At 70.7% G+C, this 13,815-nt stretch carries 15 protein-coding genes; 12 read left to right on the top strand and 3 right to left on the bottom strand.

Annotated elements, in window-relative coordinates; genetic code table 11:
• The first annotated feature begins 51 nt into the window (after nucleotides 1–51).
• The 6 genes from AB0I88_RS31495 (at nucleotide 52) to AB0I88_RS31470 (ending at nucleotide 7,083) form a co-directional block, all read left to right on the top strand.
• Nucleotides 52–1,146 carry a beta-eliminating lyase-related protein gene (locus AB0I88_RS31495; protein WP_361032843.1) on the top strand — a complete coding sequence of 365 codons (1,095 nt, stop codon included), beginning with the start codon at nucleotides 52–54 and terminating at the stop codon, nucleotides 1,144–1,146.
• 165 nt (nucleotides 1,147–1,311) lie between these two features.
• The gene (locus AB0I88_RS31490) at nucleotides 1,312–2,454 is read left to right on the top strand and encodes a Gfo/Idh/MocA family oxidoreductase (RefSeq protein WP_361032839.1); all 1,143 of its coding nucleotides are present in this window, start codon (nucleotides 1,312–1,314) and stop codon (nucleotides 2,452–2,454) included.
• Nucleotides 2,451–3,581, top strand: a complete 1,131-nt coding sequence (locus AB0I88_RS31485; protein ID WP_361032836.1) for a dihydrodipicolinate synthase family protein — start codon at nucleotides 2,451–2,453, stop codon at nucleotides 3,579–3,581. Before AB0I88_RS31490 ends, AB0I88_RS31485 begins: the two co-directional genes overlap by 4 nt.
• A complete protein-coding gene (locus AB0I88_RS31480) occupies nucleotides 3,578–4,369 on the top strand; it encodes a sugar phosphate isomerase/epimerase family protein (RefSeq protein ID WP_361032833.1) in 792 nt (263 codons plus the stop codon). The genes AB0I88_RS31485 and AB0I88_RS31480 overlap by 4 nt, the downstream gene beginning before the upstream one ends.
• Before the next feature lie 95 nt (nucleotides 4,370–4,464).
• Nucleotides 4,465–6,036, top strand: coding sequence for a hypothetical protein (locus AB0I88_RS31475; protein WP_361032830.1), 1,572 nt, complete (start codon nucleotides 4,465–4,467; stop codon nucleotides 6,034–6,036).
• A gap of 141 nt (nucleotides 6,037–6,177) precedes the next feature.
• Nucleotides 6,178–7,083 (top strand): hypothetical protein, encoded by a 906-nt coding sequence (locus AB0I88_RS31470; protein ID WP_361032827.1) that lies wholly within the window; start codon nucleotides 6,178–6,180, stop codon nucleotides 7,081–7,083.
• On the opposite strand, the gene AB0I88_RS31465 is transcribed toward AB0I88_RS31470, so the two are convergent.
• Nucleotides 7,016–7,366 (bottom strand): metalloregulator ArsR/SmtB family transcription factor, encoded by a 351-nt coding sequence (locus tag AB0I88_RS31465; RefSeq protein ID WP_361032824.1) that lies wholly within the window; start codon nucleotides 7,364–7,366, stop codon nucleotides 7,016–7,018. The two genes, AB0I88_RS31470 and AB0I88_RS31465, sit on opposite strands and share 68 nt — an antisense overlap.
• 269 nt (nucleotides 7,367–7,635) lie before the next feature.
• Between AB0I88_RS31465 and AB0I88_RS31460 the strand changes: the two genes are divergently transcribed.
• Together AB0I88_RS31460 and AB0I88_RS31455 are read left to right on the top strand one after the other, a co-directional pair.
• Nucleotides 7,636–8,007, top strand: coding sequence for a hypothetical protein (locus AB0I88_RS31460; RefSeq protein ID WP_361032821.1), 372 nt, complete (start codon nucleotides 7,636–7,638; stop codon nucleotides 8,005–8,007).
• A 130-nt stretch (nucleotides 8,008–8,137) separates the two neighbouring features.
• Nucleotides 8,138–8,857 carry a DUF2071 domain-containing protein gene (locus tag AB0I88_RS31455; protein WP_361032818.1) on the top strand — a complete coding sequence of 240 codons (720 nt, stop codon included), beginning with the start codon at nucleotides 8,138–8,140 and terminating at the stop codon, nucleotides 8,855–8,857.
• A 71-nt stretch (nucleotides 8,858–8,928) separates the two neighbouring features.
• On the opposite strand, the gene AB0I88_RS31450 is transcribed toward AB0I88_RS31455, so the two are convergent.
• Nucleotides 8,929–9,543, bottom strand: a complete 615-nt coding sequence (locus tag AB0I88_RS31450; protein ID WP_361032815.1) for a biotin transporter BioY — start codon at nucleotides 9,541–9,543, stop codon at nucleotides 8,929–8,931.
• 124 nt (nucleotides 9,544–9,667) lie between these two features.
• Entirely contained in the window at nucleotides 9,668–10,258 is a 591-nt protein-coding gene (locus AB0I88_RS31445; RefSeq protein WP_361032812.1) for a DNA mismatch repair protein MutL, read from the bottom strand.
• Nucleotides 10,259–10,294: 36 nt separating this feature from the next.
• Here AB0I88_RS31445 and AB0I88_RS31440 point away from each other — a divergent pair, with 36 nt between their 5' ends.
• From AB0I88_RS31440 to AB0I88_RS31425, 4 genes are all read left to right on the top strand, one after another.
• Nucleotides 10,295–10,981: a response regulator transcription factor gene (locus AB0I88_RS31440; RefSeq protein ID WP_361032809.1), complete on the top strand. Its 687-nt coding sequence runs from the start codon at nucleotides 10,295–10,297 to the stop codon at nucleotides 10,979–10,981.
• Nucleotides 10,978–12,282, top strand: coding sequence for an ATP-binding protein (locus AB0I88_RS31435; protein ID WP_361032806.1), 1,305 nt, complete (start codon nucleotides 10,978–10,980; stop codon nucleotides 12,280–12,282). Before AB0I88_RS31440 ends, AB0I88_RS31435 begins: the two co-directional genes overlap by 4 nt.
• Nucleotides 12,283–12,387: 105 nt before the next feature.
• Complete coding sequence (locus tag AB0I88_RS31430) at nucleotides 12,388–13,188, top strand: lytic polysaccharide monooxygenase (protein WP_361032803.1); 801 nt, start codon at nucleotides 12,388–12,390, stop codon at nucleotides 13,186–13,188.
• Nucleotides 13,185–13,802 carry a DUF305 domain-containing protein gene (locus AB0I88_RS31425; protein ID WP_361032800.1) on the top strand — a complete coding sequence of 206 codons (618 nt, stop codon included), beginning with the start codon at nucleotides 13,185–13,187 and terminating at the stop codon, nucleotides 13,800–13,802. The genes AB0I88_RS31430 and AB0I88_RS31425 overlap by 4 nt, the downstream gene beginning before the upstream one ends.
• Nucleotides 13,803–13,815: the final 13 nt, after the last annotated feature.

Below are 13,815 nucleotides of genomic sequence, written 5' to 3'. Positions count from 1 at the left end.
AACAGTAGCGACCGGGTCCGACAGAAACGCCGGACATGCGATCATCCGCTGATGCCGGACTCCTTGATCCAGCGCCGCCAGGCCGCCATGCGAACCTGTGACCGCATCCTCTCCGGGGTCAGGCCGCTCACCATGCGTGAGCGGCTGGCTGTCATGGAGACCGCCGCCGACCTGGACGGCATGCCCGACTTCTACGGCGGCGGCCCGGTGACCGTCCTGGAGAGGCGGGTCGCCGCGCTGCTCGGCACCCAGGACGCGGTGCTCTTCCCGACCGGGACGATGGCCCAGCAGGTCGCGCTCCGTTACGGGGCCGAGCGGATCGGCATCCCGGCCGCCGCCCTGCATCCGCTCGGTCACCAGGAGGTGCACGAGCGGCATGCGTACGCCGAACTCACCGGCCTGCGGGGGATCCGTTCCACGAGCGAGCCGCGCAACCCGACCGCCGCCGAGATCGCCACCCTGGCCGAGCCGGTCAGCACGGTCGTCATCGAGTTGCCGCTGCGCGACGCCGGTTTCGTCCTGCCGGCCTGGCCGGAGCTGGTGGAGGTGACGAAGGCGGCCCGCGGCATCGGCGCCCGGGTGCACTTCGACGGCGCCCGGATCTGGGAGTGCGCCCCTTATCTGGGCCGTTCGGTGCGGGAGATCGCGGCTCTGGCGGACAGCGTCTACGTGTCGTTCTACAAGACGCTCGGCGGGATCAGCGGCGCCGCGCTGGCCGGAACCGCCGACCTGACCGAGTACGCCCGGAACTGGCGGCACCGGTACGGCGGCCACGTCTTCCAGCAGTGGCCGGTGGCCCTGTCCGCGCTCGCCGGTCTGGACGGCGAGCTGCCCCGGATCCCCGAGTACGTGGCGCACGCCCGGACGGTCGCCGACGCGCTGGCCGGGCTGCCCGGCGCCCGGGTGTTCCCGCACCCGCCGCACACCCACCAGTTCCGGCTCTGGCTGCCCTGTTCGGCGGCTGCCCTCAACGAGGCGGTGCTGGCGATGGCCGAGCAGGAGGGGGTCTGGTTCGCCGGCGGCTGGACGGACGCGGACGTGCCCGGCTACGCGATGACCGAGGTCACCGTGGCCGGGCACGCTCTGGAGTGGACCTGTTCGGACATCAGCTCGGTGGGCGTACGTCTGCTGGATCGTTTGAACTGACCGCGTGGCAGGTGGCTGACCAGGCCGGACGGGGTTGACGGGCGTCGCCGGGCCATCCCGGGCCCGAATTTTCGGAGATCAACTCGGACTTGTCGGAACGGCTTCCGCCGCCTACGCTGCCAGCAGCAGGAAAGCGCTTTCCTCATGACTGGCGGAGGGTTCCACATGGCAGCGCGCAGATCGATCGGCATCATCGTCAACGGTGTCACCGGGCGGATGGGTTACCGGCAGCACCTGGTTCGTTCGCTTCTCGCCATCCGCGAGCAGGGTGGCGTGCCGCTGGCCGGTGGCGGGCACATCTGGCCCGAGCCGATCCTGGTCGGCCGCGACCCCGACAAGCTGGCCGCCGTCGCGGCCCGGCACGGCCTCACCGAGTGGACCACCGACCTGGACGCGGCTCTGGCCCGCCCGGACGTGGAGATCTACTTCGACGCTCAGGTGACCGCCCAGCGGGAGAAGGCGATCCGCCAGGCGATCACCGCCGGCAAGCACGTCTACACCGAGAAGCCGCTGGCCGAGAGCTCCGCCGCGTCGATGGAGCTGGCCGAGCTGGCCGCCGCCGCGAACATCAAGAACGGCGTGGTGCAGGACAAGCTGTTCCTGCCCGGCCTGCGCAAGCTGAAGCGCCTGATCGATGGTGGCTTCTTCGGCCGGATCCTGTCGGTACGCGGCGAGTTCGGCTACTGGGTCTTCGAGGGCGACTGGCAGGTGGCCCAGCGGCCGTCCTGGAACTACCGGCTCGCCGACGGCGGTGGCATCGTGATGGACATGTTCCCGCACTGGAACTACGTCCTCGAGGAACTCTTCGGCAACGTCCGCACGGTCCAGTGCACCACGGCGACCCACGTCACCGAGCGGGTCGACGAACGCGGCGAGAAGTACCCGGCGGACGCCGACGACGCCGCCTACGCGATCTTCGAGCTGGAGGGCGGCATCATCGCCCAGCTCAACTCCTCCTGGACGGTCCGGGTGAACCGGGACGAACTGGTCGAGTTCCAGGTCGACGGCACCCACGGCAGCGCCGTCGCCGGCCTGCGCGCCTGCAAGATCCAGCACCGGGCCACCACGCCGAAGCCGGTGTGGAACCCGGACCTGCCGCTGACCGGGAAGTCGTTCCGCGACGAGTGGACCGAGGTGCCGGACAACGAGGAGTTCGACAACGGGTTCAAGGTGCAGTGGGAGGCGTTCCTGCGGCACGTCGTGGCGGGCGAGACGTTCCACTGGGACTTCACCTCCGGCGCCCGGGGCGTGCGGCTGGCCGAGGCCGGCCTGGAGTCGGCCCGCAGCGGGCAGCGGATCGCGCTGTGAGCACGGTCCACCTGCCCGGCGGGCGGAAGCTGACACTCACCACGAGAAGCTGGGAGAAGCCGGCCGGGCCGCCGTCGAGCCGGATAGCGTACGCCGCCGCCCATGTGGTCGCATACCCGCGCGCGGAGAACTCGCCCGGCGCCCCGGCGGTCCTCGACTGGGACCGGACGCTGGCCTTCCGGCGTCACCTCTGGTCCCACGGGCTCGGCGTCGCCGAGGCGATGGACACCGCGCAGCGCGGCATGGGCCTCGACTACGCGGCCACCAAGGAGCTGATCCGGCGCAGCGCCGCCGAAGGTGGCGGGCGGATCGTCGCCGGAGTCGCCACCGACCAGCTCCCACCCGGCCCCACCACCCTCGACCAGCTCCGGCGGGCCTACTCCGAGCAGCTGACCGACGTCCTCACGGCCGGCGCCGCGCCGGTGCTGATGTGCAGCCGGCATCTCGCGGCGACGGCCCGCGACGCCGACGACTATCTCAGCGTCTATCGCGAGCTGCTGGACGAGTCGGACGAGCCGGTCGTGCTGCACTGGCTGGGCACGGCGTTCGACCCGGCGCTGGAGGGCTACTGGGGCTCGTCCGACGTGGACAAGGCCACCGAGACCGTGCTGGAGCTGATCAACAGCAACCCGGCGAAGGTCGACGGCATCAAGATCTCGCTGCTCGACGCCGATCACGAGATCCGGCTGCGCCGTCGCCTGCCCGCGGGCGTCCGCCTCTACACCGGCGACGACTTCAACTATCCCGAGCTGATCCGGGGTGACGAGCAGGGCTACTCGGACGCGCTGCTGGGCATCTTCGCGGCGATCGCCCCGGCTGCTGCCGCCGCCTTCGCCGCCCTGGACCGCGGTGACCTGGACGAGTACGACCGGATCCTCGCGCCCACGGTCCCGCTGTCCCGGCACATCTTCAAGAAGCCGACGTTCTACTACAAGACCGGCATCGTGTTCCTGGCCTGGCTGGCCGGGCACCAGGACCACTTCACCATGGTCGGCGGCCTCCAGTCGGGCCGTTCGGTGCCGCATCTCGCCGAGCTGATCGAGCTGGCCGACACCGCCGGCCTGCTTCCCGACCCCGACCTGGCGGCCCGCCGGGCGAACAGGTTCTTCGAGGTGATGGTGGGATGAACAGGTTCTCCTTCAACCAGATCACCGCCAAGCACTGGCCGCTGACCGACATGGTCAAGGGCTGCGTGGACGCGGGTGTCGACAAGGTGGCGCTGTGGCGTGAGCCGGTCGCCGAGTACGGTCTGGAGCGCTCAGCCGCCCTGGTCCGCGACGCCGGCCTGTCCGTCACCACGCTCTGCCGCAGCGGCTTCTTCCAGCTGGACGGCTGGTTCGACGAGAACCGCCGGGCCATCGACGAGGCGGCGGCCCTCGGCACCGGCGTGCTGGTGCTGGTCTCCGGCGGCCTGCCGGACGGCTCGAAGGACATCGCCGGGGCGCGCCGGCACGTCGCCGACGCGATCGCCCGGCTCGTGCCCCACGCGGCCGCCGCCGGGGTGACCCTGGCGATCGAACCGCTGCACCCGATGTACGCGGCCGACCGCTGCGTCATCAACACCTGGGACCAGGCCATGACGATCGCCGAACAGCACCCGGCCGGCCGGGTCGGCGTCACCGTGGACACGTACCACCTGTGGTGGGACGACACCGTGCTGCCGAAGATCGAGGCGGCCGGCGACCGGATCGCGATCTACCAGCTGGCCGACTGGATCACCCCGCTGCCGGCGGGCGTTCTGACCGGCCGCGGCCTGCCCGGTGACGGCTGCGTCGACATGCGTGCCTTCCACGACGCGGTGGCCAAGGCCGGCTACACCGGCCCGATCGAGGTCGAGGTCATGAACGAGCAGCTGTGGCAGCGTCCCGGTGCCGACATCCTGGCCGCGACCATCGCCGGGTACCGAAGCATCTGATGCTCCCCGGCCGGCGCGCGGAGACATAGATCACTGCGTATCGGGGTCCGGCGGCCGGGGCGGTGCTCGATCAACCAGGTGTACGGTCTGCGCCCATGGATTGGCTTCACCGGCTGCGGGGCGAGGATCCGGCGGCACGGGGTCGCGCCGCGGAGTTGGTGAACGAGGCGGTGGCGCTCTCCGACGCCGGTCGTCACGCCGAGGCGCTGGCCCTCGAAGAGCAGGCTGTGCGCCTGTTGCGGAACCTCCGGCGGGTCCCCCGCACCGAGATCGTCCCGCTGTTGGCCCGGGCGGTTCTCTACCACTCGGGCGACCTCGCGGCGGTGGGTGACACCGCCGGCGCGTTGTCGCGCGCCGAGGAGGCGCTCGCGCTGGCACAGGAGGTGGCGGCCGCGGGCCGCGGGCGCCCGGAGTCGTTACCGCTGGCGCAGGCGAACCTCGCGGCCCGCCTCCTGCAGTCGGGGCGGGCCGTCGAAGCCCTGCCACACGCCCGTGCGGCGGCCGGCGCCACCGCCGCGCTGCCGGAGCGCGCCGGCATCTGGATCCAGGGCACGCTGGCACAGGTGCTGGCGGCGACCGGCGAGGACGCCGAGGCATCGGCCGTCAGCGAACAGGCTCTGACCTCGGCGCGGCGGGCGATCAAGCAGCGGAACACCGGGCCGCACGAGCAGGCGACCGGCTCGGGACAGGCCGACGCCACCACATTGGAGGCCGAGGCGGCCCGCGCCCTGACCAACGACGCCAATCGGCTGTTGCGGGCCGGCCGCTGGCAGGAGGCACTGGACACAGCGACCGAGGCCGTCGCCCGATACCGTGCGCTGGCCGCCCGGAACCGTCTCGCGTATCTGCCCGGCCTGGCCCGGGCGCTGTCCAACCAGACCATCATGTTCACCAAGGTCGCCCGCTGGGACGAGTGCCTGGCGGCATCCAGGGAAGCCGTCGAGCTGCAGCGGGAGATCAGTGCCGCGGACCCGGTGGCGGGACGGCCCGGCCTGGCGTCGGCGCTGACGTCGTACGCGATCGGGCTCGCCACGACCGATCGGGAGGACGAAGCCCGGCCGGTGATGGCCGAGGCGCTCGAGATCTACCGGGCGCTGGCCGCCTCCCAACCTGACGCGTACCTCGGCAAACTGGCTGAGGCGGTCAGCAACCACGCCAGTCTCGTGGAAACGGACGAGGAGAGGCTGCGGCTCTACCGGGAGTCCGTCGCGCTGCGCCGCAAACTGGCAGCCCAGAACCGTGCCGTACACCTTCCCTGGCTGGCGCGGGCGCTCGGCTTTCTGGCCGATCAACTCGCTGTCATGGGGCGAATCGGCCCGGCCGTGGACACGGGCGACGAAGCCATCCGCCTGGCACGGGAATCCTTCGCGGCCAACCGCGCCGGATTCCTGCCCTACCACGCCTTGCTGTTACGCGAACAGGCGAAACGGCTCGATGAAGCCGGACACTCCGAGGCTGCCATCACGCTGGGCACCGAGGCCGTCGAGATCTGCCGCGAGAGCGTCGCCGCCAACCGGCGCCGGCAGCTACCGGGCCTGGCGGCTGCCCTGAGTCAGCAGGCGGACCGGATCCTGGCCCAGCCGAAGGTGAGCCGGCGGCAGGCCGAGCAGGCGCGTGCACTGCAGGAGGAAGCCACCGGCCTGCGTGCGGAGATCGACGGCCGCTGAACCGGGTACGGGTGACGCGCACTTGTCCGCACCGGGCGCCTGCGTTACGGAAGTGACTCGGTTCACAACCCTTCGGATGACGGTGCGAGCGGCGAGGTGGGGTGAGATCGCTACTCCAGGACCGGCAGGGGAGAGTGATACGTGGCGGGGATCGACACCCCGGCCGGCTATACCGGTTTGCAGCGGATGAGCACCGGCGCCGACGCGATTCTCTACCGGGCCTGGGACGAACGGGCCGGCCGCCGGGTGGTGCTGAAGCTCTTCCACCGTTTCGTCCGGGACCGTGCCGAGGAGTCGGCCTTCGCCGCGCATGTCGCCGCCTCGGTCGGTCTGAGTGGTAATTCCGCGATCGTCCCGGTCCGCTCCGGCGGCGTCACCGCGACCGGCCGTCCCTGGCTCGCGCTCGACCCCGTCGACGGCCGCACCCTCGCCGACGTGCTGCGCGACGATCCGCCGTCACCGGCCGAGGCCCTCCAGGTCACGCTCGTCCTGGCCGACGCGCTGGCCTGGGCGCACTCGATGCGCCCGCAGATGGCGCACGGCCGGATCCGCCCGGAGTCCGTCCTGATCGACACGGCCGGCAACCCGATGCTCACCGACTTCGTGGCGCCGCTTCCGCTCGGCATGCGCGCGCCCACGCCGGGCGGTGACGTGACGGCCCTCGGTTCCCTGCTGTTCCGCGCGCTGACCGGCGACGACTGGCCCGGTGACCCGGACCGCGCCGACCGGATCATCTCGGTCTGGCCCGGTCTGTCGCGGCTCTTCGACGAGGTCGTCACGCCGGTTCCCGCGGTCGACAGCATGGCGGTCTTCGCGGCCCGGTTGCGCGAGGTGGGGCGCGCCTCCGGCGCGATGATCCCGCTGCCCGCGCCACTCGGCCAGGAGATCGTCCCGGCGTCACCGGTGGTTCCTCCGCCGACCCCGCGGGTGTACGCCTGGAAGCGCCGATTCCCGGTGCTCGCCCTGATGGCGGCCATCATCAACCCTCGATCCGGCCCGCCGAGCCCTGAGCGCGAAGCTCCACCAGAAGACCGTCGCGATCGGTGAGCACCGCGCCCAGGATGCGCCGGCCCGCGGCGAGCAGGTCGGCGACGTCCGTGGTGCTGAGCATGTACATGACGAGGGCGCCGTCGCGGAACGACGTCACGATGCCGGCCCGGCGCAGGACGGCGAGCTGCTGGGAGAGGTTGGACGCTTCGACGTCGATCTCGGCGAGCAGGTCGCGGACCGGTTTCGGGCCGTCCTGCAGCAGTTCCAGCACCCGGATCCGGACCGGGTGCCCGAGGGTCCGGAACATCTCGGCCTTCGCCTGGTAGAGCGGCACTGACACGTCGCGTTCTCCTCCCCGACTGCCAACTGCGAAGGACCGGGCGCGGTTACGGCGTACCCCTCAAGGTTTTCTTTCCGTGATCGCGCCCCCGACGTAGCGCTACGTGAAGTCCTGACCAGTTCTTGAGTTGAAGACTTCTTCAACTCGGCCGTCGCCCGTCATATTGATCCCATGGACCGATGCCGCTGAGGCGGACATCGTGTGCGACCGCTCCCGGCCGATGTCCACCACGCTCAGGCCCAGACCCGAGGAGTGGGAGGACATCCGAGATGCCGGAAATGGACGTAGCCCTCAAGGACGCGATGCAGATCGACGGCGCCATCGGCGCCGCCCTGGTCGACCGATCCAGCGGTATGGCGCTGGGCATCGCCGGCGGGAGCCGAGATTTCGACCTCCAGGTGGCGTCGGCCGCGAACACCGAGGTGGTGCGGGCGAAGCTGCGCGCCATGGAGATGCTGAGCCTGCACGAGAAGATCGAGGACATCCTGATCACATTGGACAGCCAGTACCACCTGATCCGCCCGTTGACCGGCCGCTCCGGGCAGGGCCTGTTCATCTACCTGGCGTTGAGCAAGGATCGCGCCAACCTGGCACTGGCCCGGCACCAGCTGAAGCGGATCGAGGGAAACCTCGACATCTGATCAGAGCCTTGGGACGCGCGACGGGTCGTCCGGCACGTGGGCGCCGGACGACCGTGCGACCCCCGATTAGTACGGGCGCCGCGCGCCGCCTTTCGCCGACCGGGACACTGGAGGGCGGGAGGTGGTCGACGTGCTCGCCCCGCCGATGGCCGAGGTCCGCATCGCCACGATGATCCAGTGGTGGCGCCGGATGACGTTCCTGCACTGGCGTTACCCGGCCGAGGCGGTGAGCCCGCTGCTGCCACCCGGCCTCACCCCGGACGCCGAGAACGGTCAGGTCTGGGTGGGCATGCTCCCGTTCCTGATGGACGAGATCCGCCCACCCTGGCTGCCCGCCCTGCCCTGGCTCTCCACCTTCCCGGAGACCAACCTGCGCACCTACGTACGCGGCCCGGACGGGGGCGCCGGGATCTACTTCTTCTCGCTCGACGCCGCCCGCCTGCCGGCCGTGGTGGCCGCGCGCGCCGGGCTCAACCTGCCGTACCGGTGGTCACGGATGTCGCTGCGCACCGACGGTGACGTGACCGAGTATCGCGGCCGCCGGCGGGCTGAGCCGCGCGGCGCCGGCTACCGGCTTCGGGTCCGCTCCGGGGAGCCGTTCCCGGCCGCCGAGCTGGACCGGACCGACCATTTCCTGACCACCCAGCACCGGCTCTACACCGTGGTCGCCGGCCGCTTGACCAGCGTCGACGTGTGGCATCCGCCGTGGGCGCTGCACCGGGCGCGGGTGCTCGACCTGGAGCAGGACCTGACCACGGCAGCCGGCCTGCCGATGCCGGAAGGTGCCCCGCTGGTGCATTCGTCGCCCGGCGTGCGAACCCGGATCGGACTACCCAGGGTGATCCGCTGACCGGATTCGCACATCTGTTCGAGTTATCCACAGGCTGTGCACACAGCCTGTGGGTTAAGGGCCGGCGTGGGTCAGTAGCGGTCGTGCCCGGTGCCGGCATGCCGGCGGACCAGCGCCCAGGCGCCCGGCAGCAGACCCGCCGCCAGCAGCATCTTCAAGACGTCGCCCAACAGGTACGGGGTGAGACCCAGGCTCACCGCGGTGGTCAGGCCGACGCCCGTGGAGAAAGCCAGCCACGGCACGCCGACCAGGTAGATCAGCGCGTTGCCGGCGGCCATCAGCCCGATCGTGTGGACCGGGCGGCGATCCCCGCCGAGGGCCGCGAGCTGGCCCGTCAGGGCGGCCGCCAGGACGAAACCGACCAGGTAGCCGGCGGTGGCCGAGGGCCAGCCGGAGGCGCCGTCCGCGAACCACGGGACGCCCAGGACGCCGGCCATCACGTACAGCAGCATGCCGGCGGCGCCGCGGGTCGCGCCCAGCGAGGCGCCCACCAGCAGGACGGCGAAGGTCTGCCCGGTGATCGGGACCGGGGAGCCGGGGACCGGGAAGGAGATCTGCGCGGCCAGCCCGACCGCTCCGGCCGCCCCGGCGACGAGCACCACGTCCCGGACCAGTGATCGGCCCCAGACATCGGCCAGGACACCGGTGGGTCGTCCGGCCGTCAACTCGTACACGCCGTAAGTCACCCGGGAGCCTCCTGTCCGTACACCTAGGAGGCACTTTATGGCCCTCTCGGCCGAAGCGGCAGAGCCGCGCGACGAACGTGATCAGGTGGTGATCGTTTCGCCGCCGTCGTCCCGCCGGGCGCGATCAGCCGCCCACTTCGGTGACCTCGACGAACGGCGCGTTGTTCCACCACATCGCGTGAACGATGAAGCTGTGGTTCGTCTCGTTGAAGTAGACCGCGAGGTTCGTGTCCGAGCCGGTCTTCTCCACCCGGTAGCCGTCCGCCGGGGTGGCCGTGACCAGGGAGATGATGCCCTTGCTGGTCATCCTGATGACAGCCGTGCCACCGTCGGTGGTGAAGGACCGGACGTAGGTCTTCACGCCGTCACTGGTGGTGACGGTCCACCCGTTCTCGGTGGTGGTCGGCGGTTTCGTCGTGGGGGCCGGCGTGGTCGTGCCGCCGGTGGGCCGGGCCGACGAGGGGCGGGTCCGGCCGGGTTTCGCCGACGTGGTGGGCCGGGTGGTGCGGGCCGGCGCGGTCGTCTCGGCGGGCGGCGGCGTGTCACTGGTCTCGGCCACCGCGGCCGGCGCCGGCAACTGATCGATATCGGGCAGGGCTCCCGAGTCGGCGCGAGCCGCGGTCAGCACCGGCGACAGCGCCACCGAGCCGAGCACGATGCTCGTCGCGGTCGCCAGACACCAGCCCGCTATCGGCACCCACCAGGAAGATCGCACGAGGCCATCTTCTCACCTGGTCCTAGGATCACCGCCATGGCGATGATCCTGTTGGTCGAGGACGACCGCATCATCACGGCCGCGCTGACCCGTGCGCTGACCGAGGCGGGGCACGTCGTCCGCCCGGTCGGTCAGGCCGCCCAGGCGTTGAAGATCGTCACCCAGGAGCGGCCCGACCTGGTCATTCTCGATCTCGGGCTGCCCGACATCGACGGCACCGACGCGCTGCGGATGATGCGGACCGTCTCCGACGTGCCGGTGATCGTCGCCACCGCACGGCGGTCGGAGGCGGACATCATCGCGCTGCTCTCGGCGGGCGCCGACGACTACGTGACCAAACCGTTCTCCGGCGGGCACATCCTGGCCCGCATCTCGGCGGTGCTGCGCCGCGCCCGGACCACCACCGAGCAGCAGCCCAACACCATCATCGTGGGCGAGCTGGTGATCAAGCCACGACAGCGGCGGGTGGAGTTGCGCGGCGAGCCGTTGCAGCTGACCCGGCGCGAGTTCGACGTCCTCGCGTATCTTGCCGAGCGGGTCGGCCAGGTGATCAGCCGGCGTGAACTGATGAACCAGGTGTGGCAGCAGGCCCGGATCGGCGAGGAGCAGACCATCGACGTCCACATCTCGTGGCTGCGCCGCAAACTCGGCGAGACCGCCGCGAAACCGCGTTTCCTGCACACCGTTCGAGGGGTGGGCGTCATGATGGTCGATCCGCAATGAGGTGGGCGCTCAACCGGCTGGCGCTGGCCATCACCGCGATGGTCGCCCTCGCCTTCCTGGTGCCGCTCGCCGTCGCCACCCGGCAGATCGCGTACGACCGGGCCATCTCGGACGCCCGGCAGCAGGCCACCTCGATGGTCACCGTGCTCGGCATCGACAGCGACCTGGTCTCGCTCACCAACGCGGTGGCCAGCACCGCCGCCGGCAGCGCCGGGAACCTCGCGATCCACCTGCCGGGCATCGAGCCGATCGGCGCCACCCACCTCAGCGACGCCACCGTGCAGCGGGCCGCGCAGGAGCGCCGGGCCGCCACCGCGGACAGCGCCGGCGGGGTCGCCTACCTGCAGCCGACCGTGTTGACCGACGGCCGGACCGTGGTCGTCGAGGTGTTCATCCCCGAGGCGGACACCCGGCGCGGCGTCGGCCGGGCCTGGCTCTACCTGGGCGCGCTCGCCGTCGTCCTGGTCGGCGGCTCGGTCCTGTTCGCCGACCGGCTCGGCAGCCAACTGGTCCGGGCCACCCGCGGGCTCGCGGCGGCCAGCCGTCGCCTCGGCGGTGGTGAGCTCAACGAGCGGATCACCCCGATCGGCCCGCGCGAGCTGCGCGACGCCGCCACCGCCTTCAACGGCATGGCCGACGATCTGCGGCGCCTGCTCGACCGGGAGCGCGAGCTCGCCGCGGACCTCTCCCACCGATTGCGTACGCCGCTGACCGGCCTTCGTCTCGATGTCGAGGCGATGCCGCCCGGCCCGATCGCGGAGCGGATGCGGCAGGCTTGTGACCTGCTCGACGAGGAGCTTGAGGCGATCATCACGGGCGCCCGGCTGGGCAGCATCGAGAAGCGCGGCTCCCAGCAGTGCGACCTGGTCGAGGTCCTGGCCGACCGGCTCGCCTTCTGGTCGGTGCTGGCCGAGGACCAGGAGCGCCCGTGGGAGGTGGTCGGCGGGAACGAACCGGTCATGATCCCGATGCCGGTCAGCGATGTGATCCTGGTGGTGGACGCGTTGCTCGGCAACGTCTTCTCGCACACCCCGGACGGCACCGCGTTCCGGGTCAGCGTCTCGGCCAGCGGGCTGCTCGTCGACGACGCGGGGCCCGGCATCCCGGATCCGGAGACCGCCGTGAAGCGCGGGGTGAGCGGCGCCGGTTCGACCGGTCTCGGTCTGGACATCGTGCGCCGGACCGCGGAGACAGTCCGTGGGCAACTGGTCATCGACCGTAGCCCCCTGGGTGGCGCGCGCATCGGATTCCTGCTTCACGCACCCGTTCTCGAGCCCGCTGAACAGCGTAAACGACGTTAGACCGCGCTTTTAAAGACCTTTGACGGTTCCTTTAAGGCTCCGTTATGGCAGCCGCTCCTAATGTTCCGGCCGGTAACTGCCAGGTCGAACCACTGGAGAGCTGACATGCGCAGGAAGATCGCCTACCCGCTGGCTACTACCCTCGGGATGGTCGCATCGACTTTGGCCGTCGCGTCGCCCGCCCTGGCACACGGCTACGTCTCCTCGCCCCCGAGCCGCCAGGCTCTCTGCGCCGCCGGGACGGTCGCGAACTGTGGCGCCATCCAGTTCGAGCCACAGAGCGTGGAGGCTCCGAAGGGGTCCAGGCAATGCAACGGTGGAAACGCCAACTTCACGGTCTTGAACGACGAGTCCAAGAACTGGCCGGCCGCTACCGTCGGCGGGTCGGTGACCTTCAACTGGGTGCTGACGGCCCGGCACCGGACCGCCACCTGGGAGTACTTCGTGGACGGTACCGCGGTCGCCGCGTTCGACGACAACAACGCCATCCCGGCGGCCTCCGTCTCGCACACCGTCGACCTGAGCAGGTTCTCGGGCAGGAAGACGGTCCTCGCGGTGTGGAACATCGGCGACACGGCAGCCGCCTTCTACAACTGCGTGGACGTCAACATCGGTGGTTCCGGCTCGACGGCGCCGACCACGGCGCCGACCACGGCCGCCCCGACGAAGGCTCCGACTTCGTCGCCCACCACCGCGCCGACGACCGCACCGACCAAGGCGCCGACCGCCGCACCGACCGGCACGACGGCTCCGGCGAACGGGACCGCGTGGGCGCCGGGAGTGTCGTACAAGATCGGTGACGTGGTGACCTACGAGGGCGTCTCCTACAAGTGCCGCCAGGCGCACAAGGCGATCCGCAGCTGGGAGCCCGGCATCTGGACGCTCGCCCTCTGGCTGCCGCTGTGAAGGCCCGCCACGTAGCCGCGCTGCTCGTCGCCTCCGCCCCGCTTCTGCTCGGGGCCTGCGGCACCGCGGTCGAGAAGGAGGCCGCACCGGCCGCCACCGTGGTGCAGACGCAGAACGTCAAGAACGTCTCCGAGATCACCGCCGGGCCGGCCTTCAACGACACCGACGTGATGTTCCTGCAGATGCTGATCGACAATCAGAAGCAGGGACAGCAGATGGCGCGGATCGCCGCCAACCGGGCCACCCGTCCCGAGATCGCCGAACTGGCCGAGGCCGTGCAGGTCACCCAGGCCGACGAGATCAAGATGATGACGAACTGGCTCACCGAGTGGGGCAAGCCGGCCACCCTCGACGAACGGACCAGCCTGCACGCCGACCACGGTGGTCTGCCCGCCACCAGCGCCAAGGAGATCGCGGCGCTGAGGACGATGAAGAAGGCACAGTTCGAGACCGCCTTTCTCAATCTGTTCCTCGCACATCAGCACAACGCTGTCGAGTTCGCTCAGCTGGAACTCGACAAGGGCGGCAACGAGCAGGCCAAGGCCTTCGCGGAGCGGGTCAAACAGTCCCGCAGCGATCAGGTCCAGCAGATGCTCAAGCTGCTCGCCGGCTGAAACAGCGGGATCG

Source organism: Actinoplanes sp. NPDC049802 (assembly GCF_040656595.1).
Taxonomy (GTDB): Bacteria; Actinomycetota; Actinomycetes; order Mycobacteriales; family Micromonosporaceae; genus Actinoplanes.
The sequence above is the reverse complement of the archived record's forward strand: the minus strand, read 5'-3'. Positions and strand labels throughout refer to the sequence as shown.

Excerpts from the sequence above, each read along its gene's own strand:
- AB0I88_RS31475 (WP_361032830.1), top strand. The coding sequence starts at position 4,465 with ATGGATTGGCTTCACCGGCTGCGGGGCGAGGATCCGGCGGCACGGGGT.
- AB0I88_RS31495 (WP_361032843.1), top strand. The coding sequence starts at position 52 with ATGCCGGACTCCTTGATCCAGCGCCGCCAGGCCGCCATGCGAACCTGT.
- AB0I88_RS31460 (WP_361032821.1), top strand. The coding sequence starts at position 7,636 with ATGCCGGAAATGGACGTAGCCCTCAAGGACGCGATGCAGATCGACGGC.
- AB0I88_RS31480 (WP_361032833.1), top strand. The coding sequence starts at position 3,578 with ATGAACAGGTTCTCCTTCAACCAGATCACCGCCAAGCACTGGCCGCTG.
- AB0I88_RS31440 (WP_361032809.1), top strand. The coding sequence starts at position 10,295 with ATGGCGATGATCCTGTTGGTCGAGGACGACCGCATCATCACGGCCGCG.
- AB0I88_RS31435 (WP_361032806.1), top strand. The coding sequence starts at position 10,978 with ATGAGGTGGGCGCTCAACCGGCTGGCGCTGGCCATCACCGCGATGGTC.
- AB0I88_RS31490 (WP_361032839.1), top strand. The coding sequence starts at position 1,312 with ATGGCAGCGCGCAGATCGATCGGCATCATCGTCAACGGTGTCACCGGG.
- AB0I88_RS31430 (WP_361032803.1), top strand. The coding sequence starts at position 12,388 with ATGCGCAGGAAGATCGCCTACCCGCTGGCTACTACCCTCGGGATGGTC.